At 57.1% G+C, this 24,612-nt stretch carries 25 protein-coding genes; 15 read left to right on the top strand and 10 right to left on the bottom strand.

Translation table 11 applies throughout. From position 1 onward, the window contains the following. Positions 1–9: 9 nt before the first annotated feature. The 3 genes from anfD to VSX58_RS17635 form a co-directional block, all read right to left on the bottom strand. A complete protein-coding gene (gene anfD / locus VSX58_RS17645; protein WP_327619238.1) occupies positions 10–1,575 on the bottom strand; it encodes a nitrogenase iron-iron protein, alpha chain in 1,566 nt (521 codons plus the stop codon). Positions 1,576–1,646: 71 nt separating this feature from the next. After that, positions 1,647–2,474: a nitrogenase iron protein gene (gene nifH, locus VSX58_RS17640; RefSeq protein ID WP_327619237.1), complete on the bottom strand. Its 828-nt coding sequence runs from the start codon at positions 2,472–2,474 to the stop codon at positions 1,647–1,649. A gap of 317 nt (positions 2,475–2,791) precedes the next feature. After that, complete coding sequence (locus VSX58_RS17635; RefSeq protein ID WP_327619236.1) at positions 2,792–3,319, bottom strand: glutamine amidotransferase-related protein; 528 nt, start codon at positions 3,317–3,319, stop codon at positions 2,792–2,794. A 501-nt stretch (positions 3,320–3,820) separates the two neighbouring features. On the opposite strand from VSX58_RS17635, the gene VSX58_RS17630 reads away from it, so the two are divergent. After that, positions 3,821–5,377 (top strand): methyl-accepting chemotaxis protein, encoded by a 1,557-nt coding sequence (locus tag VSX58_RS17630; RefSeq protein ID WP_327619235.1) that lies wholly within the window; start codon positions 3,821–3,823, stop codon positions 5,375–5,377. Positions 5,378–5,501: 124 nt separating this feature from the next. Here VSX58_RS17630 and VSX58_RS17625 read toward each other — a convergent pair whose 3' ends face one another. The 4 genes from VSX58_RS17625 to VSX58_RS17610 form a co-directional block, all read right to left on the bottom strand. Continuing rightward, complete coding sequence (locus tag VSX58_RS17625) at positions 5,502–6,656, bottom strand: CdaR family transcriptional regulator (protein WP_327615422.1); 1,155 nt, start codon at positions 6,654–6,656, stop codon at positions 5,502–5,504. A gap of 301 nt (positions 6,657–6,957) precedes the next feature. Next, positions 6,958–8,400: a pyruvate kinase gene (gene pyk / locus VSX58_RS17620; RefSeq protein ID WP_327619234.1), complete on the bottom strand. Its 1,443-nt coding sequence runs from the start codon at positions 8,398–8,400 to the stop codon at positions 6,958–6,960. Positions 8,401–8,431: 31 nt separating this feature from the next. Further along, the gene (locus VSX58_RS17615) at positions 8,432–9,577 is read right to left on the bottom strand and encodes a glycerate kinase family protein (protein WP_327615420.1); all 1,146 of its coding nucleotides are present in this window, start codon (positions 9,575–9,577) and stop codon (positions 8,432–8,434) included. Positions 9,578–9,593: 16 nt separating this feature from the next. Beyond that, on the bottom strand, positions 9,594–10,907 hold the full coding sequence (locus VSX58_RS17610) for a GntP family permease (protein ID WP_327615419.1): 1,314 nt from the start codon (positions 10,905–10,907) through the stop codon (positions 9,594–9,596). A gap of 565 nt (positions 10,908–11,472) precedes the next feature. On the opposite strand from VSX58_RS17610, the gene codB reads away from it, so the two are divergent. The 4 genes from codB to VSX58_RS17590 all read left to right on the top strand — a co-directional run bounded on the left by codB (position 11,473) and on the right by VSX58_RS17590 (position 15,734). Beyond that, the gene (codB, locus tag VSX58_RS17605) at positions 11,473–12,735 is read left to right on the top strand and encodes a cytosine permease (protein WP_327619233.1); all 1,263 of its coding nucleotides are present in this window, start codon (positions 11,473–11,475) and stop codon (positions 12,733–12,735) included. A 1-nt stretch (position 12,736) separates the two neighbouring features. After that, positions 12,737–13,972: a PucR family transcriptional regulator gene (locus VSX58_RS17600; protein ID WP_327619232.1), complete on the top strand. Its 1,236-nt coding sequence runs from the start codon at positions 12,737–12,739 to the stop codon at positions 13,970–13,972. Further along, positions 13,969–15,237: a cytosine deaminase gene (gene codA / locus VSX58_RS17595; RefSeq protein WP_327619231.1), complete on the top strand. Its 1,269-nt coding sequence runs from the start codon at positions 13,969–13,971 to the stop codon at positions 15,235–15,237. The genes VSX58_RS17600 and codA overlap by 4 nt, the downstream gene beginning before the upstream one ends. 365 nt (positions 15,238–15,602) lie before the next feature. Beyond that, entirely contained in the window at positions 15,603–15,734 is a 132-nt protein-coding gene (locus tag VSX58_RS17590; protein WP_327619230.1) for a hypothetical protein, read from the top strand. A 449-nt stretch (positions 15,735–16,183) separates the two neighbouring features. Here VSX58_RS17590 and VSX58_RS17585 read toward each other — a convergent pair whose 3' ends face one another. The 3 genes from VSX58_RS17585 to VSX58_RS17575 all read right to left on the bottom strand — a co-directional run bounded on the left by VSX58_RS17585 (position 16,184) and on the right by VSX58_RS17575 (position 18,099). Then, complete coding sequence (locus VSX58_RS17585; RefSeq protein ID WP_327619229.1) at positions 16,184–16,567, bottom strand: type II toxin-antitoxin system death-on-curing family toxin; 384 nt, start codon at positions 16,565–16,567, stop codon at positions 16,184–16,186. Beyond that, entirely contained in the window at positions 16,564–16,782 is a 219-nt protein-coding gene (locus VSX58_RS17580) for a type II toxin-antitoxin system Phd/YefM family antitoxin (RefSeq protein WP_327619228.1), read from the bottom strand. The genes VSX58_RS17585 and VSX58_RS17580 overlap by 4 nt, the downstream gene beginning before the upstream one ends. A gap of 306 nt (positions 16,783–17,088) precedes the next feature. After that, the gene (locus VSX58_RS17575) at positions 17,089–18,099 is read right to left on the bottom strand and encodes a type IV pilus twitching motility protein PilT (protein WP_327619227.1); all 1,011 of its coding nucleotides are present in this window, start codon (positions 18,097–18,099) and stop codon (positions 17,089–17,091) included. 20 nt (positions 18,100–18,119) lie between these two features. On the opposite strand from VSX58_RS17575, the gene VSX58_RS17570 reads away from it, so the two are divergent. From VSX58_RS17570 to VSX58_RS17525, 10 genes are all read left to right on the top strand, one after another. Continuing rightward, a complete protein-coding gene (locus VSX58_RS17570; protein WP_327619226.1) occupies positions 18,120–18,833 on the top strand; it encodes a YggS family pyridoxal phosphate-dependent enzyme in 714 nt (237 codons plus the stop codon). A gap of 46 nt (positions 18,834–18,879) precedes the next feature. Then, entirely contained in the window at positions 18,880–19,701 is an 822-nt protein-coding gene (proC, locus tag VSX58_RS17565) for a pyrroline-5-carboxylate reductase (RefSeq protein WP_327619225.1), read from the top strand. A gap of 48 nt (positions 19,702–19,749) precedes the next feature. Then, positions 19,750–20,304: a YggT family protein gene (locus VSX58_RS17560; RefSeq protein WP_327615711.1), complete on the top strand. Its 555-nt coding sequence runs from the start codon at positions 19,750–19,752 to the stop codon at positions 20,302–20,304. Then, on the top strand, positions 20,301–20,591 hold the full coding sequence (yggU, locus tag VSX58_RS17555) for a DUF167 family protein YggU (RefSeq protein WP_327615712.1): 291 nt from the start codon (positions 20,301–20,303) through the stop codon (positions 20,589–20,591). The genes VSX58_RS17560 and yggU overlap by 4 nt, the downstream gene beginning before the upstream one ends. A 16-nt stretch (positions 20,592–20,607) precedes the next feature. Then, on the top strand, positions 20,608–21,201 hold the full coding sequence (gene rdgB / locus VSX58_RS17550) for an RdgB/HAM1 family non-canonical purine NTP pyrophosphatase (protein ID WP_327619224.1): 594 nt from the start codon (positions 20,608–20,610) through the stop codon (positions 21,199–21,201). Further along, positions 21,194–22,330 carry a radical SAM family heme chaperone HemW gene (gene hemW / locus VSX58_RS17545; protein WP_327619223.1) on the top strand — a complete coding sequence of 379 codons (1,137 nt, stop codon included), beginning with the start codon at positions 21,194–21,196 and terminating at the stop codon, positions 22,328–22,330. Before rdgB ends, hemW begins: the two co-directional genes overlap by 8 nt. Before the next feature lie 128 nt (positions 22,331–22,458). Beyond that, on the top strand, positions 22,459–22,587 hold the full coding sequence (locus VSX58_RS17540) for an entericidin A/B family lipoprotein (protein ID WP_327619222.1): 129 nt from the start codon (positions 22,459–22,461) through the stop codon (positions 22,585–22,587). A 390-nt stretch (positions 22,588–22,977) separates the two neighbouring features. Next, positions 22,978–23,226, top strand: a complete 249-nt coding sequence (locus VSX58_RS17535) for a hypothetical protein (RefSeq protein WP_327619221.1) — start codon at positions 22,978–22,980, stop codon at positions 23,224–23,226. Next, entirely contained in the window at positions 23,187–23,369 is a 183-nt protein-coding gene (locus tag VSX58_RS17530) for a hypothetical protein (protein ID WP_327619220.1), read from the top strand. The genes VSX58_RS17535 and VSX58_RS17530 overlap by 40 nt, the downstream gene beginning before the upstream one ends. A 69-nt stretch (positions 23,370–23,438) precedes the next feature. Further along, positions 23,439–24,500: a hypothetical protein gene (locus VSX58_RS17525; protein WP_327619219.1), complete on the top strand. Its 1,062-nt coding sequence runs from the start codon at positions 23,439–23,441 to the stop codon at positions 24,498–24,500. The last annotated feature ends 112 nt before the right edge of the window (positions 24,501–24,612 follow it).

Raw genomic sequence — 24,612 nt, 5'->3', positions numbered from 1 at the left:
AGCGCCCCCCTACTCTTCAGCGACGGCGGATTGTTCGGCGAAAACCGGATACTGGCGATCGCGCAGTTTGGATACGCTGTCGTAGCCGCCGCTATATTCACGCAGGCCGGGCGCATGGCGGACCTCTTCGCTCAAGCCGGCGTCGGAAAGCATTTTGGCGGTGACGAAACCCCGCTCGGTCGGTATCTCATCCCGACTGATATCAAGTTTGGCCAACTGATGAATCGGCGAATAAATGGCGTTGTAAATATCGCGGGCGAAACGCACCCAGCCTTCAAAACCCTTATACGGCCCGTTGTGGTAGGCGTGCGCGTTGAGGTAAGGCACGCGAATCTTCTTCGCCACTTCGCCCGGCCGCTTGCCGGTAAAAATCACGTCCGGTTTCAGCTTGTACATCGCCTCCAGCGACTCCAGCTCGTTGGGATCGTCGATAGCCAGCGCCCCGGCTTCGCAGCGGGCGATGCCTTTTTCCATATCTCCCTGATGGCCGAACTTGGTGTATACCGACACCACTTCGACCCCCATCTCTTCATGGATAACGTGCGCCCAGTGCCACAGCTTCGAACCGCCGGGCCAGATACAGACTTTCTTGCCTTTCAGGCGCTCCCGATACCAGTCCAGCTCCGGCTTCCAGCGCGCCGTTTCTTCGTCGATAATCGCCTGCGCGCGATCCTCGATGCCGAAAAACAGGCCGATCTTTTTCAGCGAATCGGCCAGCGGGCCGAAGCCGAATCCGTCGATGTCCAGCCGGGGAATCCCATAGCGGACGCGCAGTTCATTGCAGATATATTCCGCCGAGCGGGCGCACTCCAGCACGTTCAGCTGCGCGCCGTGCATGGCGCGCAGGTCGTCATAGGAGCCATTGCCGGTGAAGGTGGAAAGCACCTGGATTCCCATGCGTTTGAAGTAGTCGGTCATGACCTCCTGATCGCCCTGAATATTGTATTCACCGACATAGTTAATGACGTAATCGCTGGTTATTTTCGGCTCCACCGTACCGACCTTCTGATTGATCCAGGCGATATTGATTTTATGGTGCCCGCCGGACTGGCTGGGGCCGGCGAATCCCGGCGAATTGCAGACAAAAATATCCACATCGGGGCGTTCGTCCATCACGTCCTGCGCCACCGCGGCGAGATCATCGCCAATCAGCGCCGAGGCGCAGGTTTGGTAAATGGTCATCCGTTTAATTGATGGATGGGCGTCAAACGCTTCGATGATATTTTTCTTCAGCACGCCTTCGGCGCCAAATACGATATGTTTTTCCTTCATATCGGTGGCAAAAGTGTATTTAAGCTGGAAATTATCGTTATCGCTGATATAGCGTTTTGTCTGCCAGGTATCATAGGTACAGCCAACCGGGCCGTGGCTGATATGAATAACGTCTTTCATCGGCGTGCCGATAACATGCTTCGCGCCGCAGTAGGCGCAACCGCGTTCGGAAATGGTCCCCGGAATGGTATTTAAATAGCCCTTCGGGAGAGCCGACGTTAAATCCTCATCAGGCCCTTTATCTACGGCATGCTGTTTCCGCTCTGGAATACATTTACTACAGTCAAACTCATGGTAAGGCATAATAGATTCCTCACATGTGGTTAAGATTATCAATACCGCCGAACGGTCCTGTTAATTACCGCCGTTATGTATTAGTCGGAAAGACCATATTTCACCACCATGGATTCCAGTTGATCCATGCTTAACGGCCGGGGAATAACCAAATCGGTATTTTCGATAATCTTGCGGCCCAGCTCGCAATACTCTTTCGCCTGATTGGCTTCAGGATCGAATTCCGTCACCGTCTTTTTATTAAACTCGGCTTTTTGCACAATATTGTCGCGCGGCACAAAGTGAATCATTTTCGTGCCAATGGCGGCGGTGAACTCCTCAAGAAAATCCTTTTCCCCATCCACATTACGGCTGTTGCAAATAATACCGCCGAGGCGTACGCCGCTCTGCTTGGCATATTTCACCAACCCTTTGCAGATATTATTCGCCGCGTAGATGGCCATCATTTCGCCGGAGGCGACGATATACACCTCCTGGGCTTTGCCATCGCGAATCGGCATGGCGAAGCCGCCGCACACCACATCCCCCAGCACGTCAAAGAAAATAAAATCCAGATCGTCCGTATAGGCTTTATTATTCTCCATTAAATCAATCGCGGTAATCACGCCGCGGCCGGCGCATCCCACCCCCGGTTCCGGGCCGCCGGATTCCACGCAGCGAATATCAAATACGCCTTTTTTCACCACCATTTCATTGGTGATTTTCTCGGCGCCCTGATCGCGTAATACGTCCATCAGCGTTTCCTGAGGCTTACCGCCCAATATTAAACGCGTGGAGTCCGCCTTTGGATCGCAACCATGAATAAAGATCTTCTTGCTATGGAAATAAGCCAAAGCCGCCGCCGTATTTTGTGTGGTCGTTGATTTACCAATCCCACCCTTACCGTAAATCGCTAATTTCCGAGTCATCACATACCCCTATTTAATTAGTGTTAAATAGCAACGTCATGCTAGTTAGGTTCACGATAAATAGAGCAAGCCCTGTGCCAGGCGGATAACCGCGCCAATAAAAAATCACCCCGACAGGCGATATCGGCCTAATAAACGCGATGATTCATTACGTTACGGAGAATGATTTATTTTTAACGCGGAGAATAAAAAACAGCGGGGGATGGGGTTATCCTACAGAGAACTAAATCATTTCGTACGTTAACGTGCATTTTTATTGCGGATCGTTCGCGGATGTTAACATCGCCGTTTTCCCCAATTCAGCCATATATTCTAACTCATTCGGGTTGCGGGAAGAGGGCGACAGCGCCCAGCGCAAAGGCCTGATGAGGGCAAATCGGCGTTTGCGCCAGCACATGCGCATCATCGGGTATTTCAAACCGATCGCCGTGCCAATGCAAAACCGGCACGCCGGCCAGAGGCGACAGCACGGAACTTTCGCCGGCCGGGGTTAGCGACAGTGGGCTAAAGCCAATTTCTTTCACTCCCATCGGCCCGACATGCTTGCCTAAGGCGCGCGCCATCAGCTGGGCGCCCAGGCAGATCCCCAGAATGGGCCTTTGGCTCGCCAGACGCTGGCTAATCAGCGTTAACTCGGCGGTTAAAAAAGGATAACTTTCGTGGTCAAAGGCCCCTATCGGCCCGCCCAGAACCACCAGCAAATCACAGCGATCCGACGCGGCCGGCGACAAATCATCAACCGCCGGATCGAGATAGCGAAATTGATAACCGCAGGCGGGTAATAACGACTCAAGCATACCCAGATTTTCGAAATGCACATGACGCAAAACCACCGCTGTTTTCATCCGTCACTCTCCTTATCACATCGCACCGGGCGCGCAGCCAGACATCCACTGGTTCAACCGGCGAATATCGCGCTTTCCTGTCGATAGTGCCAGAACGGCCGATCTTTTTTATATAGCGATTTTTTATCGCTGACGCCCCGTTCTACGGCTGCGCCGACCGGCGCCGCGCATATTGCAAAATAGCTGTCGCATTACCCTAATGGTTATCGCTTTTAAGCCGATTTTTAGTTAGGCAAAGCGAAAAAACAAAGTTAAAACCTCGCGCTAATCCGGCTAACCTGTAGCGGACAGATGATTCACCCGGTTATCCGGGTAGTCCGCGTGGCTCTATCTAACTAATTTTGTTGTAGTATTACCGGAATTAGCGATGTTCGCGCCGCACTAATCCGTATTTTCTGTGATGTTCTTTTTGATGAACGGCCTCGAGGGAAATTGAGGTTTGACGAGGCTGCAAGATTTACCACGTTTGTCTCTTCATTCGCACACAAGGAAAAGGAAACCATGGGACTAAAAAATACCTCCATTCGAGCCGGGTTATTAACATTATTATTATTGACCACGTTGTTACTGCTTATTGTTAGCGGTATGGGTCTCCTAGCGATTAAAAAAGACAAAGAAGCGCTTCTATCGCTGAATAAAATTCAGGGAACAGAGTTAAGTAGCCTGATGAACGGCTATAACCAGACGCTAAGAGCCAGGGCATCGGCAGCGCTGGCGGTGAGGAAAATTGAAAGCGGGTTGCTTGACGATGGAACGAAAGCGACCCAAACCGTGGAAAATAACCTGCGCCAGTCTCAGCAGGAAATTGCGCGCGTCATGGCGTCCGTCGATCCCAATACCCAACGGCACACGCTGGCGCAGGCAGTACAGAAAGCCTATCAGGCCTATTTCGAACAAGGCATGACGCCGATGCTCAGCGCCTTGCAGAAACAGTACACCGACGAATATTACGACGTACTGGAAAAACAGCTCGGCCCGCTGAGCGACGCTTTCGATCAATCCATCCAGGCATTTCACCTGTACGCCGGGCAACTCTCTGAGCAGAGGCTGGCGCTGTCCGAACGCAATGAGCGCTTAATGCGGTTGCTCATCATTTTCTCCTGCCTGCTGTCGATATCGCTGGTCGCTCTTGCCTGGGCAGCCCTGCGCCATATGCTGCTCAAGCCGCTGAATTACGCCATTGAACAGCTGGAGCGCGTGGCGCAGGGCGATCTTACCTGCCGCGTGATGCTCGGGGGAAATAACGAGCTGGGTCGGCTGAACGATGCGATCGGCCGGATGCAGGGCTCGCTGCTGGATTCCGTCAGGCAGGTGCGTGACGCCAGCACGCAGATCGATCGCGGCAGCCGCGAACTCTTTGAAGAAAATAGTCGTCTTTCCCAGCGTACTGAAGCGTCCGCCGCCTCGCTGGAGCAAACCGCAGCCAGTATGGAACAGCTCAGCGCCACCGTGAAAAACAATGCCGAACATGCGGCATTAGCGCATCAGTTAGCCAACAGCGCGACCGATACCAGCGCTCTTAGCAGCGAATCAGTCTGCTATGTCATCGAAAAAATGCAGGAGATCGACAGCAGCGCCAAACGGATTAACGACATTCTCGGCGTGATTGACGGTATTGCCTTTCAGACCAATATTCTGGCGCTGAACGCCTCGGTTGAATCGGCCCGCGCGGGCGAGCAAGGCCGGGGATTCGCCGTCGTGGCCGGAGAGGTTCGCAATCTGGCGCTGCACAGCGGGCAGGCGGCCAAAGAGATCCGCGCGCTGATCGCTGATTCACAAACGCGCATTTCCGAAGGGCTGGAGCTGGCTTCCCGCGCGGGTGAAACCATGGACGACATGGATGGCACGATCATGCGGATCACCCAATTGATGAAAAATATTTCCAACGCGACGCAGGAACAATACCGAGGCATTGAACAGGTCAATATCGCCTTCGCGCAAATCGATAAAGCGGCGCAGCAGAATACCCAGCTAGTGAAATCGTTCTCCGTCACCACGCAATCGCTGGAAGAACAGTCACAGCAGCTTATCCGCTCGATGTCGGCGTTTCACGTATAACGATAATCATGATTTCACCAGCGCCACCGCGCGACGACGCGTTCCTTCCCTCGATCGGCGGTGTCTGGCCCGCATCTCAGACCTATGCCGTAAACCCAAGCCGGCCTTTCGTACAGAGGAATAACTACTCCTCATCCAGCTGCGCGGCGACGTAAAGCAGGAAACGATCTTCAAACACGGACAGATTCAACCCGGTCAGTTCGGAAATACGCCGCAGCCGGTACTCCAGCGTATTCTTATGGATAAAAAGCGCGCTGGCGGTCGCGCCCGCCTGCTGGTTGTGACGAATCCAGGTATGCAGCGTTTTTCTGAACACCCCATTGCCGTCCATCGCTTTGAGCCGCTGCAGGGGGCTGACCAGTTCGGTCGCCTGCCAGCCGTCGCGCAGGCTATCCAGCAGGACGGGCAGTTTGATGTCCTGATAGCAGTAGCACTGAACGTCGGGCATCCGCTGCTTGCCCACTTTTATCGTGGTTTTCGCCGTCTGATAAGAACGGGCGACGCCGCCTTCTCCGGGGAAAAACTTGCCCAACGCCAGGCGTCCCTTCAGCGGGCTTTCCTGCTGCAGACGCTGGTGCAGCAATGTCATACGGCGCTTGTGCTCTTCCGGCTCCCAGCGTTCCGCGTGCAGGTATGCCGGTTTGAGCACCACCATCTCGGTCAGCGATACGATCGCCATCAGATCATCCTTGCCGGTTTCCATCAGCAGCGACTGCAGCTGCTGCAGCTCGCTCATGGCGGTGCTCACGCCCAGTTGTCCGCTGTCCAGCTCCACCACCATGGCGACGCGCGGCCGCAGCAAATCGACGCCCAGGCGTTGCGCCCACTCTTGCATCGTCGAGGAGTAGACGTCGTTGCGTATCATACTCAGCACCAGCTCTTCGCGCAGACGGCTGTTCTGCGCCAATAGCTGCAGCAAATTCGCCTGCTCCAGCATCATCTCCGCGGTCATGCAGACCAGTTCGCCGAATTGCCGCAGCCCCTCCGGGTTCCCCGTCAGGCCGATGACGCCGACAATCTGGTTGTTAAGGCGCAGCGGCAGATTGATCCCCGGCTTCACGCCATGCAAGGTGTGCGTGGAAGCGTCGTCGATAGACACGATGCGCTCCTGCGTCAGCGCCAGCAGCGCGCCTTCGTGAATTTCGCCGATCCGCTCCCGATCGCCGCTGCCGATAATGCGGCCTTTAGCATCCATCACATTGATATTACAGTGAATAATATCCATGGTTCGTTTGACGATCGAAGAGGCTAATTTCGCGTCAAAATAGTAATCTGTCATTTATTATCCCCAGGTGCGGCACTAAAAATAGCACATAGACATGCTTGACGCCCGATGACGAAAACGCCACGCGCGTCGCCACTATTTTTTGTAATTTAATAAGACATTCATATCGATATGCATTAAAGAATGCGATTTGCGGCTAATTATGCCGGGTAACGGCAAAACCCACGATGAATCCCTGCGCTTACGAATAAAAGACGGGGGAGATGTGGCGAAGCGTTTCTATCGGCACGGCGGGGATTTCGTGCATACAAGTCGCCGCCGCGCCGTAGCGGCGCGGCGGCCTTCGGGTAGCGCGTTACGCGACGACGCAAATGCGGCAGGTGTTGGTGCTGCCTATTTGCCCGACGCTATCCCCCTGAGTCAAAATCACGCTATCGCCGGACGACAACGCGCCGCACTCCCGCAGCAGCTCCATCGCGTCCTGCGCGGCTTCCGGCCCCGTGGCCCGGCCGTCGAAGCGCACCGGCGTCACGCCGCGGTAGAGCGCGGTCAGGTTAAGCGTCGCATCGTGACGCGACAGCGCAAAGATCGGCAGCCCGGAACTGATGCGCGACATCATGCGGGCGGTGCGTCCCGATTCGGTCAGCGCGATTACCGCTTTCACCCCTCGCAGATGGTTGGCGGCGTACATGGCCGACATGGCCGCCATCTCTTCGATGTTGGAAAACTGCACGTCCAGACGGTGCTTTGAGATGCTGATACGCGGAATACGCTCGGCCCCCAGACACACGCCCGCCATCGCCGCCACCGCCTCGCCCGGGTAGCTGCCGGCAGCCGTCTCCGCCGATAGCATCACCGCATCGGTGCCGTCCAATACCGCGTTAGCCACATCCATCACTTCGGCGCGCGTCGGCATCGGGTTGCTAATCATCGATTCCATCATCTGGGTGGCGGTGATCACCACGCGGTTCAGCTGGCGCGAACGCTGGATCAGCTGTTTCTGTACGCCGACCAGCGCGGCGTCGCCGATTTCAACGCCCAGATCGCCGCGCGCCACCATAATGACGTCGGAGGCGAGGATCATATCGTCCATGCTCTCCTGGGTCGCGACCGCCTCCGCCCGCTCCACCTTGGCCACAATCGCCGCCTGGCAGCCCGCGTCGCGCGCCAGACGGCGCGCATAGCGCAAATCCTCGCCGCAGCGCGGGAAGGAGACCGCCAAAAAATCAACGTTCATTTTGGCCGCCAGCAGAATATCCGCCTTATCTTTCTCCGTGAGCGCCTGCGCCGAAAGTCCGCCGCCTAATTTATTGACGCCTTTGTTATTTGATAAAACGCCGCCCACCGTCACCGCGGTCACGATCTTTTCACCGTCAATGCGCAGCACGCGTAGCTGAATACGACCGTCATCCAGCAACAACACATCGCCCGGCGCCACATCGCGCGGCAGCGCCTTATAATCGATGCCTACCTGGGCGTTATCGCCCAGCCCTTTTTCCAACTGCGCGTCGAGGATAAATTCATCGCCGACGTTCAGAAAAACCTTGCCTTCCTTAAAGGTGGATACGCGAATTTTCGGCCCCTGCAGATCGCCTAAAATGGCGACATGTTTTCCCAGACGGCGGGCTATCGCGCGCACTTTTTCCGCACGGGCGAGATGATCTTCCGCCGAGCCGTGAGAGAAATTAAAACGCACCACGTTCGCACCCGCGCTGATTATCTTCTCCAGGTTATTATCCCGATCCGTGGCGGGACCTAAGGTTGCGACTATTTTCGTACGCCGCACGGTTTCAGCCATGATGATGTCCTTTTATAAATGGATTCTTAATTTATAAAGCGGCTATTTTCATTAACCGGCCGATATTCTCGCAGGCGCGTTCCATATTTATCGCGCCGTCTTTTAACAAGGCGTCAAGGCTGTCCACATGCGGAATAATCCCAAAAATGGCATCGATGCCTTCGTCATAGAGCGTATCGACGCCGTCGCCGATGCAGCCGGAAACGGCAATCACCGGTACGCCCTGCGCCTGGGCGGTTTTAGCGACGCCATACGGCGTTTTGCCGAACTTGGTTTGATAGTCGATACGACCTTCGCCGGTAAAGCAAAAATCGGCGCCGACCAATTTGTCGCGCAGTCCGCTGAATTCCACAACGATATCAATCCCTTTGCGCAGCGTGCAGCGCGTAAAGGCCATCAGTCCGGCGCCCAGGCCGCCGGCCGCGCCCGCCCCCGGAATATCGGCGACGTCCTTATTCAACTGAGCGCGGATGACCGCGGCGTAGTGCGCCAGATTGGCGTCCAACTGCGCCACCATATCCGGCGTGGCGCCTTTCTGCGGCCCAAAAATCGCGGAAGCGCCCTGTTCGCCGCACAGCGGGTTGGTCACATCGCAGGCCACCTGAATATCGACCTGCGCCAATCGGCTATCCAGCCCGGAGAGATCGATATGGTGCAGACGACCCAGCGCGCCGCCGCCGCATGGCAAAGGTTCGCCGGATTCGTCGTAGAAGCGCACGCCGAGCGCTTCCGCCATGCCGGCGCCGCCGTCGTTGGTGGCGCTGCCGCCGATGCCCAAAATGATCTTTTTAATGCCTTTATCCAGGCAGGCGCGAATCAGTTCGCCGGTGCCGTAGGTGGTGGTCACCAGCGGATTTTTGGTGTCGCGGTTGACGAAATGAATGCCGCTGGCGGACGCCATCTCGATAACGGCGATTTCGCCGTTGCCCATGATGCCGTAGCTGGCCTCCACCGGTTTGCCTAACGGCCCGGTGACCGTCAGCGAATACAGGCTCCCCTGGGTGGCGTCGATTAACGACTGGGTGGTGCCTTCGCCGCCGTCGGCCATGGGAACATGAATATAGTTCGCATTAGGAAAGACTTTTTTTAACCCTTTCTCCATAGCGTTGCACACTTCTTTCGCCGTCATGCTCTCTTTGAACGAATCGGGAGCTAAAACAAAGGTCTCTTTTTTCATTGTGGGTTGCCTCTTCCTAAAAAATAAAGCCGTAAAGTACAGTGGCGACAATCGTCATGGTTCCCCCGACAATCGCTTCATACGGCAGCAGGCTCATACGCTGTCTGATGCTCATATTCATGCTCTGCGCGGTAACGTGGAAATAGTTGCCCTGGGGTAAGGAGTCGATCACCGTCGCGCCGGTATGCACCATGACCGCGGAAGCGATAGGCGCGATGCCGATATTGGAGATCGCATGGCCGAAAGTGCTGGTAGCCAGAATCACGCCGGTCGAGGTCGATGCCGTCGCCGCCGCCATCAGAATGCCGGAGATCGGCGCCAGGAAGGTGCCTGAAATCCCCATGATATTAATCAGCTGCACGACCTGCGCGGAGAGGTCGGAGGCGGCGATCAGCCCGGCGATCGATCCGGCGCCGATCAGGATCAGTACCGTCGCCGTCATCTTTTCCAGCCCGGAAGTGGTATAGGCGATAATCTTGCTCTTCTGCCCCATAGCAATCAACCCGACCACGCCGGCCAGCGGCAGCACGTAGAGCGCGTCGAGCTTGAACGCGGACAGCGCGCTGATGTGGAAAATGGAACCAATCGGGTTAATCATCAGCAGGATAACGGCCAACGCCGGCGCGACGATCGCTTTGCCCAGCGACGGATAGGTTTTCTCGCTCTTGGCGCTCTGCGTACCGTAGGCCGCAGCGGCTTCGTTATCGCTCACCTTAACGCCTTTATTTTTCAGCAGTGAGGCGACGATAACGGTCATCAGCAAACCGCACAGGGCGGGAATAAAACCGGCGATCATAACGTCGCTCAAATTGAGGTGGAAACCATTGGCCGCGGCGATGGTATTCGGGTTCGGAGAAATAATGTTACCCGCTTTACCGCCGCCGGACAGCGCCAGCAATAACGCCAGTTTTGATATCCCCATTTTATTTCCCACCGATAGCGCAATCGGCGCCACAATTAATACCGCAACGGGAATAAATACGCCCACGGAAGTAATAATCATGGTGGCTAACGCCAGCGCCAATATGGCTTTACTTTCGCCCATCTTTTTCACAATGGCCTGCGCGATGGTTTCCGCCGCGCCCGACTCCATCATCACGCCGGCGAGCACCCCGGCCGCCAGCACGCGGATAACGGTGCCCATCAGGCTTTGCGTGCCCGACGTCAATAACGCCAGCGTCTGATCCAGATTAGCGCCGCCGATGATGGCGCCGAGAATGGCGCCGAGGAACAGTGAGTAAACAGGATTTATTTTTTTTAATATAAGGACAATAGCAATAAAAAGACCGATTAACGCTCCGTACCATGCCAATGGTTCGATGGTATGCATAATAAAACCTCTTATAATTTCTACGTTATCGATAATAGGGTATCGATACAAATTTCCCTGGTGGAATTTGTATTAATTCATGGTAATTAAAATATTGCTCTATCAATAAATAGGGTCGATAAAATAATTCCTTATCATATATTGGTTGGGAATTATTTTATTACGCATGCATAAAATGGCCTATGTGTCGCGACACGAAAAAACGGTCGGACAAACAAAAATTTTCATGCTAATGAACAAGAAAGCGAGAGGTTTATCACAGTGCGCGGGAACCGGGCAGCGCCGCCTGCCGAATACCGCATTTACACCCGTCATACTGCAAGCCGCCGATGCGTTGGCTTGCTTATCCGCCCTCCGGCGGGCCTCGCACTTTTTAGTGCATTGCACGGCAATACGCACACTTATAGTGCGTAATCTGCGGGATATAAAAATAAAAGTATGCAACATGCACATCAAATAGCGTTTCCGCTGCTAGGTTATCCGGCGATTTTTCGCTTTAAAAATCAGGCACGTTTATTGCTGTGCCCTGTCGGTACGCAACCCATTTTTACCAGAGGAAAGCAATATGTCCGAGCAGAACGAATTCCCGCTAAGCGAAGCCCCCAAAGAGGGGCGCAAGGGATTACTGTCGATTTCGATGGTGTTATTCAGTTTTACCTTTTTTACCGGCACCATGTTCGCCGGCGGGAAAATCGGCGTCGCCTTCAATATCGGCGATATGCTGTGGGTGGCCGTGGTCGGCAACCTGCTGCTGGCGGCGTATGCCGCGTCGCTTGCGCTGATTGCCGCGCGCAGCGGTCTGAATTCCGTGCTGATGGGGCGCTTTTGCTTCGGTGAAATCGGCAGCAAACTCTCCGATTTTCTGCTGGGCTTCGCCGAGCTGGGCTGGTACGCCTGGGGCACCGCGACCCTGGCCATCGCGCTGAGCAAACTGCTGAATCTTCCCGACGCCTATACGGTTCCGCTGATGATTCTGTTCGGTCTCGGCTTTTCCATCACCGCGCTGGTGGGCTACAAAGGGCTGGATATCCTGTCCCGCGTTTCCGTGCCGCTGATGTTCGTGATGCTGATCGCCTCCATGTGGATCGCCACCCGTGACATCGGCGGCTGGCAGGGTCTGAAAAAGATCGAGCCGGAAAACGCCATGACCTTTTCCGCCGCCATCACCATGGTATTCGGCACCTTCGCCAGCGGCGCCACCCAGGCGACCAACTGGACCCGTCTGGCGCGCAGCGGCCGCATCGCCGTCACCGCCAGCTTCCTTAGTTTTCTCGGCGGCAACGGCTTGATGATTATCTCCGGCGCCTACTGCGCGATTGTCTATAAACAGGCGGATATCGTCGCCGTGATGATGCTGCAAGGGCTCTCCGTCGCCGCGGTAATCATGCTGTGCCTCAACCTGTGGACCATTCAGGGGCCGACCATCTACAACGTTTCCGCCGCCGCCTGCCATCTGCTGCGCAGCGAACGCCGCCGGACGTTGACCCTGCTGGGCGCCGTCGCGGGCATCGCGCTGGCTATCGGCGGCATGTACGAGATGCTGATCCCGTTCCTGATTCTGCTCGGCTCCATTATTCCTCCTATCGGCGGGGTGATCATGGCGGACTACTGGTTCCGGTACCGCGGCCACTACCCGTCGATTCAACGCACCCTGCTGCCGCGTTTTAATGTCGTCGGCCTTGCCGCCTATGCGATTGGCGCGCTGCTGGCCTATTTCTCCCCGTGGATCGCGCCGCTGGTCGGCATCGCCGCCTCCGCCGCCAGCTATATTGCGCTCTGCCTGATTGCCAGACGCGTCAATTCCTCCGTCGCCGTACAGGGAGAGTAGAATGAGCCTGTCCGTCGGCGAAATCCTGGCATTGCCGGGGCTGGCTGAACTGAAACTGCGCGCGGGGGAGGAAAATCTTCACCGCACGGTGCGCTGGTATTACGTAGCGGAAAACGAAGGCATCGCCGACTGGATTATGGGCGGCGAGCTGGTCTTCGTCACCGGGATTAATCACCCCAGGGATGAAGGCAACCTGCTGCAACTGGTGCGCGAAGGGCAGCAAAGCGGCATCGCCGGTCTGACGATCCTTACCGGCGGCCCCTTCATTCGCGCCATTCCCGACGCGGTGGTCGCGCTGGCCGCCCGCTTGGGCATGCCGCTGATCGAGCAACCCTATCTGCTGAAAATGGTCATCGTTACGCAGCTCATCGGCACGGCGCTGGTACGGCGCGAAACCACGCTGCGCTCGCAGCGCGATATTCTGACCCAGCTGCTGACCGGCGACTATCCGGGCATCGATATCGCCAGCCAGCGGGCCGGCCATCTTCAGTTAACGCTCGACCGCCCTTGCCGGGTCATCGCGCTACGTCTCTCCGCCATCAAGGCGCTGTTCGACGACAACGCGCCGGAGGATGCCGAAGCGCGCCTGCAGGCGGCGCGCCGTCTGGTGCGGCAGCGCCTGGAAGAGCAGCAGCCGCTGCTGGGCGAAACCCTGCCGCTGGTGACGATCGGCGATCTGTTTATCCTGGTATTGCCCAACGACAGTATGCAGTTTCATCAGGGGAAACAGTGGCTGTACGCCGTGCAGCAATCGCTGCGGCAAAAGATTCATCCGCTGAGACTGTTCAGCGGTATTTCATCCACGGTGACGGCGCCCCGGCACTATCGCTCGGGTCTGAGCGAAGCGCGGCGGGCGCTGGAGGTCGCGGAAAGCATGCGCCCGGACAAGGGACTGTGCGACTACAGCGAACTCGGCGTGCTCAAATTGCTGACCGCCGTCGCCGATCAGGAGCTGGTGACGCGCTTTATGCAGGAGACCCTCGGCCGCCTATTCGACGGCCACCGCAAAAAACCGGCGCAGTTGATCGAAACGCTGGACGCCGTGCTGCAGGAGAACGGAAATCTGATCAAAGCGGCCGAACGCCTCGCCATTCACCGTAATACGCTCAATCAGCGGCTACAGCGGATTGAACGACAATCGGGCCAGTCGCTCGGCGACCCCCAGTTTCGTTTAAACGCATCCGTCGCGCTACTTATCTGGCGCATGTCCCATGCGCAACAGCAGGAGTTTTTATGAAAATCATCAACGCCGTCCTCCGCCGGCAAAGCGGACTTTTCAGCATCACCCTCGACAACGCGCTCATCGCCGCCGTTGAGGCGCAGCCAGAACGCCTGCCCGCCTCGGCGAACGGCGGGGAGATCGACGCCGCCGGCCAGCTGGTTATTCCGCCGCTGGTCGAGCCGCACATTCATCTCGACGCCACGCTAACCGCAGGCGAACCGCAATGGAATATGAGCGGCACGCTGTTCGAAGGCATAGAGCGCTGGAGCCAGCGCAAGGCGACCATCACGCATGACGATACCAAGCGCCGGGCGCACGCCGCCATCGGCATGCTGCGCGACCACGGCATTCAGCACGTGCGCACCCATATCGACGTCACCGACCCCAGCCTGGCGGCGCTGCAGGCCATGCTGGAGGTGAAAGAGGAAGCGCGCGCGCTGATTGATCTGCAAATCGTGGCCTTTCCGCAGGAAGGCATTGAATCCTTCGCCAACGGCCGCCGGCTGATGGAGCGCGCCATTGAGATGGGGGCGGACGTCGTCGGCGGCATTCCGCATTTCGAAAATACCCGCGAACAGGGCGTCAGTTCAATCAAGTTTTTGATGGATTTGGCCGAACGTTCCGGCTGTCTGGTGGACGTGCACTGCGATGAAACCGACGACGCGCAGTCGCGCTTTCTGGAAGTGCTGGCGGAAGAGGCCAGGGTGCGACAAATCGGCCAGTTGGTGACCGCCAGTCATACGGTGGCCATGGGCTCCTACGATAACGCCTACTGCTCCAAGCTGTTCCGCCTGCTGCGCCTGTCCGGCATCAGTTTCGTCTCCTGCCCGACGGAGAGCATTCATCTCCAGGGGCGTTTCGACACCTTTCCCAAGCGGCGCGGCATTACGCGGGTGGCGGAACTCGATCGGGCCGGCATGAACGTCTGCTTCGGGCAGGACTCCATCAAAGATCCCTGGTATCCGCTCGGCAACGGCAACATCCTGCGCGTGCTGGACGCCGGGCTGCATATCTGTCACATGATGGGATATGAGGATCTGAGCCGCAGCCTGGATTTCGTCACCGATAATAGCGCCAGGGCGCTGAATCTGGGGGAAGGCTACGGCATCGCCGTGGGCCGGCCAGCCAACCTGCTGGTGCTGGATGCGGAAAGCGATTACGAAGCGGTGCGCCGTCAGGCCAAAGCCCGCATATCGATACGCCACGGCAAGGTGATTATGCGCCGAATCCCTGAGCAGCTGAGCTATCCGTCGGGAGCGCTTAGCGGCAATAACGCCTAAGCCCTAATGCCGATCGTTTAAGCATCGAGACACCCGGGGCGCCCGCCGGAGTGAGGCGTCGTAAGCGGGAACCTCCCCCCGGTGTTTCTCCTAACAATCGGCTTAAGTGACCCGCATTCGCCTAAGCCCCCTTTATAATTTACGCGGGTGCCGAATGATTTACGCGGATGCCGAGCCTGAGCGCGCCCCATCTTCCCTCTTCTCGTCATGCCCGCGCAGGCGGGCATCTCCGGCGACGTCACGCCGTCTGGAAAGAGCGATCCCCGCCAACTGACCGCGGGGATGACGTAAAAGGTTTGATCGCGAAGATGGCGCAGAAGGTCTGAACGGGGCGGGAAGGCTTTGTCGACAAGCGGGCGTTTTTTATGGCGGGCTATCCCTGCCCGCCTCACTTCGGGCCGCCGCAAACGGCGTTGAAAATCGCGCCCGGCGATTTTTTATTCAAGCTGACGCTATCACCGGGTTTTGATGAGCCGCGCCAGAACCTGCTACAGTAGGTTCATAATACGTTAGGCTCATTCATCATAAGCCGTCGCTGTCTGAAGCCAGCCCCGGAATCCGGTCGTAGGGCCCTCATGCGGCTCCCGGAATCCGGTTTTTTTTGAACAGTCATTATGCTCACCAAGCCCGCTGTCGATGCGGCGCAACCCCAGGCGAAAGCCGTCGAGTTACGGGATACAATTTGGAGTCTAAAACCGTCTTCTATGTCATGAATGACAAGGACACACCATAGATTGTTTACACGTCGATCACCCGTTCGAGAATATCATCGTTCTAGATAAAAGCAGTGATAGGCAATATGCCGACTTTTTTCACAGTATGCGTTCTGAATCACTACAGCTAACCTAAGTTGAGGTTGATGATCTCGGTTAGGTAGAGGTCATTCAGTGAATGGTTTGACTGATTAATCAAGAATATTCCACATTGGTTGGAGCTATTGCCGCGGTCAGTCATGCGCATTGCCCAACTTGCGCAGTGACTCGCTAACATGGTGAATATCGTGCAGCCCCTGCGCGGCCTCCACCACATAGTCCGCGTATTCCACCGGCGGAAACACTGAAATGCCATTCATTTCTAGAAATACCAGTGCTAACGCCAGCGCAGTTCGTTTGTTTGCATCGTTGAACCCATGCCCTCGTGCGATTGCCAGCAGATAGGCAGAGGCTAGTGTGAACAGGTCTTTTTCGCCTTCATAGCCGTGTAGATTTTCCACTCTGGCGATCATGCCTTCTATTACGCTACGGTCACGGAATCCGGGCAACCCGCCATGCATTGCCAACTGGTCATCATGGAGCACGATCACCTGTTCCAGGGTAAGGAAAAATATCATTTGTCAGCCAATGCTTTCAGCACTTCATGGTTGGCCGTCGTTACCCGCTTCATGGCGGTTTCAAATCTAGCCTGTTGAAATGCGGCGTACTGTTCAGCGCTGATAACCACAACATCAGGCGCGCTACGGCGGGTAATTGTTACTGGCTGCTCAATGGCCTGATCAAACACGTCTGCCAGCTTGGCGCGAGCATCAGAATAGGTGAGTGTTATCATGTCTCTTACCTCGTTGGCGGCGGGTTGCACAACATTGAACTGTACAATTTAACTGATTGCGAAGCAACATATCCACCCGATTCGATACGCTGCCGTAATATGTCAGTGAGATACAACGCGATCTCACCTCCTGTACTGACGCTCTTATGCGGCTCCTGATTCATGGAATCGTAATCCCGCAAAGCGGCATGAAGTCATCCTAACCTCTGTGCCGTCTAAGAATTTAAGCTGCCAGAAAATTAATCTTTAGTTCGGGCCGCCGCAAACGGCGTTGAAAATCGCTCCCGACGATTTTTTAATTCGTTCTCACGGCAAGGCATCGAGATTAAGCAGCCCTTCCCGACAGCGCTGCTGACGGCTTTGTTCAAACGTCTGCATGCCGGCCTGGCCGCCGCTCTGGATCAGGCCGGGCAACTGATGGTTCTTCCCTTCCCGAATCAGATTGCCGGCCGCCGGGGTGGCGGTCAGCGCCTCGAACAGGGCGACGCGCCCGCCTTGCGGCATCGGCAGCAGTTGCTGCGCAATCACCGCCTGTAAACACGCGGCGAGCTGGCCGCGGACAAACGCCTTTTCATCGCCGGGAAACACGTCGACCAGCCGCTCCACCGCCTGCGCCGCGCCGCGGGCGTGCAAGGTGGACAACACCAGATGACCGGTTTCCGCCGCCGTCAGCGCCAGGCGGATGGTCTCGGCGTCGCGCAGCTCCCCCAGCAGAATCACATCGGGATCTTCCCGCAGCGCGGCGCGCAGGGCCGCGGCGAACGAATTGCTGTCCGGGCCGATTTCACGCTGCTGGATCAGGCATTGCCGGCTGTGATGGATAAACTCGATCGGATCTTCCAGAGTGATCACATGCCGTCGGCTACGCTGGTTCAGCGCCGAAATCATCGCCGCCAGCGTGGTCGACTTGCCGCTGCCGGTGGCGCCGGCCAGCAAAATCAGCCCGTCGGGCTTGTCGAGCAGCGCCGACAGCAACGGCGGCGCAAACAGCGCGCTCAGCGAAGGCTGGGTTGACGGGATGATGCGCAGCGCGGCGGACAGCCCCAGCCGCTGGCGAAACAGATTGACGCGCAGCCGCTGTCCGTCCGCCAGCGTCAGGGCGCAGTCCAACTGGCCGGCGCGCTCGAGCTGGCGCCGCTGGGAGGGCGCAAGCCAGGCGGAGCACCACTGTTCCAACTGTTCGGCGCGCAAACGCGGTAAGCTATTTTCCGCGCGCAGCTGACCGTCAATGCGCAACACCGGCGAATGTCCGCTGCACAGGTGCAGATCCGAAGCATTATGCTTTACACTAAGCGACACCCACTCACCCACATTCATCGATAATCTCCTGAATCACTATGACGACTATCCAGCAGAATCTACAGGACATCAGGCAACAGATCGCCGCCGCCGCGCAGGGCTGCGCGCGGACGCCGGAAGACGTGAAGCTGCTTGCAGTCAGCAAAACCAAACCTGTGACCGCTATCGAAGAAGCGATCGCAGCCGGGCAACGCGCCTTCGGCGAGAACTATGTGCAGGAAGGGGTGGATAAAATCCATTACTTTCAGGAAAACCGGCCGGAATTGGATTTAGAATGGCACTTCATCGGCCCGCTACAGGCGAACAAAAGCCGTCTGGTGGCGGAAAATTTCGCCTGGTTCCATACGGTGGATCGCCTGCGCATCGCGCACCGTTTGAGCGAACAGCGGCCGGCGTCGCTGCCGCCGCTGAACGTGCTGCTGCAGATTAATATCAGCGACGAAGCGAGCAAATCCGGCATTAGCGTCGATGAACTGCCGGCGCTGGCGGCCGGCGTGGCGGCCCTGCCGAATCTGCGGCTGCGCGGGCTGATGGCCATTCCGGCCCCGGAAACGGACTATCCGCGCCAGCTCGCCGTTTTCCGGCAAATGGATGATTTGTTTCGCCAGTTGGCATTACACTACCCCGATATCGACACCTTATCGATGGGCATGACCGATGATATGCGCGCCGCCATCGCCGCCGGCAGTACGCTGGTGCGAATCGGCACCGCCATTTTCGGCGCACGGGACTATGCGGCGTCAGCGAAATAGCCCTCCGCGACGGCGATCAACAACACAAAAATCAGTGGGAGCTTAAATGCAGCAACGTAAAATAGCGTTTATCGGCGCAGGCAATATGGCGCAGGCCATTGTCGTCGGATTGATTGATAAGGGTTATCCCGCCCGCAATATCAGCGTGTGCGCGCCGTCCGGCAAGCACCGCGACGCGCTGGCGGCCAAATACGGCATCACCAGCAGCGCGGACAACATACGGAGCGCTCAAGACGCCGACGTCATCGTGCTGGCGGTAAAACCGCAGATGATGGCGGACGTTTGCCAGCCTTTGCGCCAGCAGGTGGATTTCGCCGGTAAACTGGTGCTGTCGATCGCCGCCGGCGTCAGCATCGCCCGGTTTCAGGCGCTGCTGGGAGAGAGCGTGAATATCGTGCGCATCATGCCCAATACCCCGTCGCTGGTGGGAAAAGGCATGAGCGGACTGTTCGCCCCCGCCGCGGTCAATGCCGCCGACCGCGAGTTCACCGCCGAGTTGATGCAAAGCGTGGGTAAGGTATGCTGGGTAGCGAGCGAACAGGGCATTAACGGCGTGATTGCCGCCGCCGGCAGCGCGCCCGCCTATTTCTTCCTGTTTATGGAGGCGATGCAGCAGGAGGCGATCCGCCAGGGGTTTGACGCCGAGACCGCCCGTTTGCTGGTGCAGCAGGCCGCCTCCGGCGCCGCGGCATTGGTAGAGGCCAGCCCGGATATCCCGCTGTCGACGCTGCGCGAAAATGTCACCTCCAAAGGCGGCACCACCGCCGAAGCGCTATGGGTATTCAATGAACGCGGGCTGGCGCAAACCGTGTCGGAAGCCATGCAGGCCGCCGTCGAGCGCGCGCGTGAAATGGAAAAGCTGTTCTGATTGAAAACGTTAATCATCGTCCCATTTTATTAAGGAACCGACGCACCTATGCTTACCCTGACTTTTCTGGTCAAAACGCTGATCGATCTCTACGTAATAGTGCTGCTGTTACGCATCTGGATGCAGTGGTCACGCAGTGATTTTTATAACCCCCTTTCTCAATTCGTGGTCAAAATCACTCAGCCGGTTGTCGGGCCGCTGCGCCGGATCCTGCCTTCATTGGGGCCGATTGACAGCGCGTCGCTGCTGCTGGCGTTTATCCTGACCACCATCAAATACCCGCTGCTGCTGCTGATCCAGGTCGGCGCCCTCTCCCTCAGCCCGATGAACCTGCTGGTCGGCTTGCTCTCCCTGGTCAAGTCCGCCGGCTATCTGATCTTCTGGATCGTGATTATTCGCTCGCTGATGAGCTGGATAAGTCAGGGCCGCAGCCCGATCGAATATCTGCTGCATCAGTTGACGGAGCCGCTGATGGCGCCGATTCGTCGGGTTATTCCGGTGATGGGCGGCATCGACTTTTCCGCCATGGCGGTGATTTTGATCCTCTATCTGTTCAATTATCTGGGAATGGATCTGTTTCCAGGGCTGTGGTTCCTGCTGTGAGCGCCGTCATGCGCCAGGATGACGGACTGGTGATTCGGCTGTATATTCAGCCGAAAGCCAGCCGCGACCAGATTGTCGGGCTGCACGGCGACGAGCTGAAAGTCGCCGTGACCGCGCCGCCGGTCGACGGTCAGGCCAACGCCCATCTGACCAAATTTCTCGCCAAACAGTTCCGGGTCGCCAAAAGTCTGGTCATCATTGAAAAAGGGGAACTCGGCCGGCATAAACAGATTAAAATCATCAATCCGCAGCACATCCCGGCGGAAGTCGCGGAACTCATTGAATAAACTCGCAGGAAAACATATGCAAAAAGTGGTTTTGGCTACCGGCAACCCCGGTAAAGTGCGCGAACTCGCCGGTCTGCTGGCGGATTTCGGCCTGGATATCGTGGCGCAAACCGAACTGGGCGTGGATTCCGCGGAAGAAACCGGCCTAACATTTATCGAGAACGCGCTGCTGAAGGCGCGTCACGCCGCCCAAATCACCGGCCTGCCGGCGATTGCCGATGATTCCGGCCTGGCGGTGGATGCGCTGGGCGGCGCGCCGGGCATCTATTCGGCGCGCTATGCCGGCCTTGACGCCAGCGACCGGCAGAATCTGGATAAACTGTTGCTCGCGCTGCAAGAGGTTCCCGATGAACGGCGCGGCGCCAGCTTCCACTGCGTGCTGGTTTATCTGCGTCATGCCGCAGACCCCACGCCGCTGGTGTTCCACGGCCGCTGGGACGGCGTGCTGGCGCGCCAACCCGCCGGCGACGGGGGTTTCGGCTACGATCCGATTTTTATCGTGCCGGAGCTGGGAAAAACGGCGGCGGAACTGACGCGCGAAGAAAAGCACGCCCGCTCCCATCGCGGCCAGGCGCTGCGTCTGCTGCTGGACGCCCTGCGCAATGCTTAAGCTGCCGCCGCTCAGCCTGTACGTTCATATCCCCTGGTGCGTACAGAAATGTCCCTACTGCGACTTCAACTCGCATGCGCTGAAAGGCGAGGTGCCGCATCAGGAATATGTCGACCATCTACTGGCCGATCTGGACGCCGACCTGGCGCCGGCGGCCGGCCGGGCGCTGCATTCCGTTTTCATCGGCGGCGGCACCCCCAGCCTGCTGAGCGCGGAGGCGATGCGCTCTCTGCTGGACGGCGTGCGGGCGCGCCTGCCGCTGACGCCGGACGCCGAGATCACCATGGAAGCGAATCCCGGCACGGTGGAGGCCGATCGCTTCAGCGGCTATCAGCGCGCGGGCGTCAACCGCATCTCTATCGGCGTGCAGAGTTTTCATCCGCAGAAACTGGCGCGGCTAGGCCGCATTCACGGGCCGCAAGAGGCGGAACGCGCCGCGCAGCTGGCGGCCGGGCTGGGATTGCGCAGCTTTAACCTCGATCTGATGCACGGCCTGCCCGACCAGTCGCTGGAAGAGGCGCTGGACGATCTGCGCCAGGCGATCGCCCTCAATCCGCCGCATCTGTCCTGGTATCAGCTCACCATCGAACCCAATACGCTGTTCGGCTCGCGTCCGCCCAAGCTGCCGGACGACGACGCGCTGTGGGATATTTATGAGCAGGGCCACCGGCTGCTGAACGCGGCGGGCTATCGCCAGTATGAGACCTCGGCCTACGCCAAACCGGGCTACCAGTGCCAACACAACCTGAACTACTGGCGTTTTGGCGATTACCTGGGCATCGGCTGCGGCGCCCACGGCAAGCTGACCTTCCGCGACGGGCGTATTCTACGCACGGTGAAAACCCGCCACCCGCGCGGCTATATGCAGGGCAATTATCTGGATAAGCGCCACGAAGTCGGCAGCGAAGATCGTCCCTTTGAGTTTTTTATGAACCGTTTCCGCCTGCTGGAAGCCGCGCCGCGCGCCGATTTCGCCGCCTACACCGGGCTGGACGAAAGCCGGATCCGGCCGCAGCTGGACCAGGCGCTGGCGCAGGGCTATCTGATGGAAACCGCCGCCCACTGGCAAATCACCGAGCGCGGCAAGCTGTTTCTCAATTCGCTGCTGGAGCTGTTTCTGACCGAGTAGCGCGCCTATCAGGCAGGGTGCTCAAATAATAATAAATATCAGCTTATTAAGATTGAATATCCATGCACGGTTATGATAGAGCATATACATGTCAAAATCCGCTAGTGACAATTCTGCTGGTGACAATAATGAAATATATAACGTTACTCATGGCATCGCTGCTGATAGCGGCGGTATTGAGCGGCTGCAACACCGCGCGCGGCTTCGGTCAGGACGTGGAAAAACTGGGTAGTAAAATTTCCAGTTCGGCCAGTTAACCATCTATTGAATCGCGAGACACGCCAAAAGCCGTAAAAACGCCGCCTTCCGGGGTAATGCCGATCATTTAAGTATCGAGGTACACGGGGCGAGCACAGGGGTGAGGCGTCCCTACGGGAACCTCCCCCCTGTGTTTCCCCTAAAAATGGGCTTAAGTGAACAGCATTAGCCTTCCGGGGCTTCTTTTCAGTTAGGCGGAATAAAAATCTATTTGTTTCGCCCATCCCTTTATTTCGACAATAGTAATAAACAAAATCATTAACTCATTAATTATTTAATTTAAAAGGAAACTTACCCACCTTGACGGTTAGATTTCCTTACCGAATTGTCTTTTTTTTCGGCATAATCGATTCCTGATATTTCTCAATGGATATGAAACAGGAAATCGCATGGAACATCACTTCTCGACATCCGCTCCTTTTCCTTCTTTATCCACAACCCACAACCGCTATGCGCTGACGGTAAACGGCAGAAGCGACCTGGACGTGGCGTCGTTCAGCGCCACTGAAGGGCTGAGTCAGACTTATTGCTATCAGATAACCTTTACCAGCCGCAGCGATATCGCCCCGGCGCAGATGCTGCTGCAGGACGCCACCAGGTGTGGGAAGGACCGGCCGCCACCCAACTGGCGGAGGTAAAAGGCCCTGGCGGCAAAATTACCGATACGCTGGTGCTGCAAGGCGGCGGCAATCAGATATTGCTCGACCCGGCGCAGTTAAAGCGCGAAGGCCTGGGCCCGCGCCGGAAAACCGGCTGGGGCTACCGCGATTTTTACCGATGAAGCCAACAGCTTTGTCGGCGTACCGCAGCTAAAAACCAACTGGTACGGCGACAATAAGGAGTAAACAAGATGGCGATATTACATCCGCAGGAGTGTTATTTACTGGAGCGCTTTATCAGTCTGGACTACTACCGCCGCCGCTGGCAGGCGTGGCAGGATTTTGTCGAGCACTGCGAACAGCAGATGGCCCTCTACTGCCAGAACTTGCCGCCGCAGCAGCGCAGCCTGCCGCTATGGCAGCAGTACGACGTGGTCTGGAACAGCCGTGTTCTGCCCAATATCCGCGCCACCCTTTCCGGCTTGCTACAGGACTATGTGCTACGCCAGCATAACGACCCCAACGCCTATATTACCGGCGGCAATGTCGCCAGTGCCTGCAAGGGGATCGGCGAATACTGGCCGCAAGGCTGGATGAGCAAAGCAGCGCTAACGCGCTATTCAGACCTGTTAAGTTTAGGTGTGCTTTATAATCATGTTATGCAGATTACCACCGGCTCGTACTGGACTGAGGATAATCTGACCTACCGATATAATGAGTTCGCCTTTGGGCCGCTTGATTTGCCGCCGCATATCCCTCGTTATGCGCTGGATCCTTCCGTGGTGCTGGGACCCAATGATCCGGTAACGGTCACCGGCATCTATCTGCCGGATGTGGCGTATGCCGGCGCGCAGTTTTTCCATCCGCGCAGCTATATTCCGCATGTTGCACCGCAGGGACGCAAACGCAGCGATTTTATTAACGATGACGGCAGGCGCGATTACTCCTGGGAGATTACCGAAGACGTACCCGCCACCTGGACCCTGATCCGTCGGGTAGAAAACGAATTTATCACCGTGCCGTCGGAAGGATTTTTCCCCAACGGGCGCCCCGACGAACTGTACAACTGGCCGGAACGGGAGCCGGCGTTGCTGGCCGGCGAACAACAACACCTGACCCTGCTCAGCGGCGCGGTCTGTCCTCATAGCGGCATCTGGAGCACCTTCCAGGCCAAAGGCATTGAGCGGCGGCGCTTTAATCAGGGGGATATCCTGCCGCAGTGGCAGACCGGCAAAGAAGATTACCGCCCCATCCACTGGACGCTGCTGGAACGCGACGACGGCGGTACTGTCCAATTTTCCGAGACGCACTGATAGCGATAACCGATGATTCCGGCCTGGCAGTAGCCGCGCCGGACATTCGCTCAAACTCGCTTTTCAATCAGAGTAAGAGGTTGAATAACCGCTTCAGCGCGTTACGCTCTTG

Origin of the sequence: Brenneria populi, assembly GCF_036016195.1 — a bacterium.
Lineage (GTDB): Bacteria > Pseudomonadota > Gammaproteobacteria > Enterobacterales > Enterobacteriaceae > Brenneria > Brenneria populi.
The sequence above is the reverse complement of the archived record's forward strand: the minus strand, read 5'-3'. Positions and strand labels throughout refer to the sequence as shown.

Excerpts from the sequence above, each read along its gene's own strand:
- anfD (WP_327619238.1), bottom strand. The coding sequence starts at position 1,575 with ATGCCTTACCATGAGTTTGACTGTAGTAAATGTATTCCAGAGCGGAAA.
- nifH (WP_327619237.1), bottom strand. The coding sequence starts at position 2,474 with ATGACTCGGAAATTAGCGATTTACGGTAAGGGTGGGATTGGTAAATCA.
- VSX58_RS17635 (WP_327619236.1), bottom strand. The coding sequence starts at position 3,319 with ATGAAAACAGCGGTGGTTTTGCGTCATGTGCATTTCGAAAATCTGGGT.
- VSX58_RS17630 (WP_327619235.1), top strand. The coding sequence starts at position 3,821 with ATGGGACTAAAAAATACCTCCATTCGAGCCGGGTTATTAACATTATTA.
- VSX58_RS17625 (WP_327615422.1), bottom strand. The coding sequence starts at position 6,656 with ATGACAGATTACTATTTTGACGCGAAATTAGCCTCTTCGATCGTCAAA.
- pyk (WP_327619234.1), bottom strand. The coding sequence starts at position 8,400 with ATGGCTGAAACCGTGCGGCGTACGAAAATAGTCGCAACCTTAGGTCCC.
- VSX58_RS17615 (WP_327615420.1), bottom strand. The coding sequence starts at position 9,577 with ATGAAAAAAGAGACCTTTGTTTTAGCTCCCGATTCGTTCAAAGAGAGC.
- VSX58_RS17610 (WP_327615419.1), bottom strand. The coding sequence starts at position 10,907 with ATGCATACCATCGAACCATTGGCATGGTACGGAGCGTTAATCGGTCTT.
- codB (WP_327619233.1), top strand. The coding sequence starts at position 11,473 with ATGTCCGAGCAGAACGAATTCCCGCTAAGCGAAGCCCCCAAAGAGGGG.
- VSX58_RS17600 (WP_327619232.1), top strand. The coding sequence starts at position 12,737 with ATGAGCCTGTCCGTCGGCGAAATCCTGGCATTGCCGGGGCTGGCTGAA.
- codA (WP_327619231.1), top strand. The coding sequence starts at position 13,969 with ATGAAAATCATCAACGCCGTCCTCCGCCGGCAAAGCGGACTTTTCAGC.
- VSX58_RS17590 (WP_327619230.1), top strand. The coding sequence starts at position 15,603 with ATGGCGGGCTATCCCTGCCCGCCTCACTTCGGGCCGCCGCAAACGGCG.
- VSX58_RS17585 (WP_327619229.1), bottom strand. The coding sequence starts at position 16,567 with ATGATATTTTTCCTTACCCTGGAACAGGTGATCGTGCTCCATGATGAC.
- VSX58_RS17580 (WP_327619228.1), bottom strand. The coding sequence starts at position 16,782 with ATGATAACACTCACCTATTCTGATGCTCGCGCCAAGCTGGCAGACGTG.
- VSX58_RS17575 (WP_327619227.1), bottom strand. The coding sequence starts at position 18,099 with ATGAATGTGGGTGAGTGGGTGTCGCTTAGTGTAAAGCATAATGCTTCG.
- VSX58_RS17570 (WP_327619226.1), top strand. The coding sequence starts at position 18,120 with ATGACGACTATCCAGCAGAATCTACAGGACATCAGGCAACAGATCGCC.
- proC (WP_327619225.1), top strand. The coding sequence starts at position 18,880 with ATGCAGCAACGTAAAATAGCGTTTATCGGCGCAGGCAATATGGCGCAG.
- VSX58_RS17560 (WP_327615711.1), top strand. The coding sequence starts at position 19,750 with ATGCTTACCCTGACTTTTCTGGTCAAAACGCTGATCGATCTCTACGTA.
- rdgB (WP_327619224.1), top strand. The coding sequence starts at position 20,608 with ATGCAAAAAGTGGTTTTGGCTACCGGCAACCCCGGTAAAGTGCGCGAA.
- hemW (WP_327619223.1), top strand. The coding sequence starts at position 21,194 with ATGCTTAAGCTGCCGCCGCTCAGCCTGTACGTTCATATCCCCTGGTGC.
- VSX58_RS17540 (WP_327619222.1), top strand. The coding sequence starts at position 22,459 with ATGAAATATATAACGTTACTCATGGCATCGCTGCTGATAGCGGCGGTA.
- VSX58_RS17535 (WP_327619221.1), top strand. The coding sequence starts at position 22,978 with ATGGAACATCACTTCTCGACATCCGCTCCTTTTCCTTCTTTATCCACA.
- VSX58_RS17525 (WP_327619219.1), top strand. The coding sequence starts at position 23,439 with ATGGCGATATTACATCCGCAGGAGTGTTATTTACTGGAGCGCTTTATC.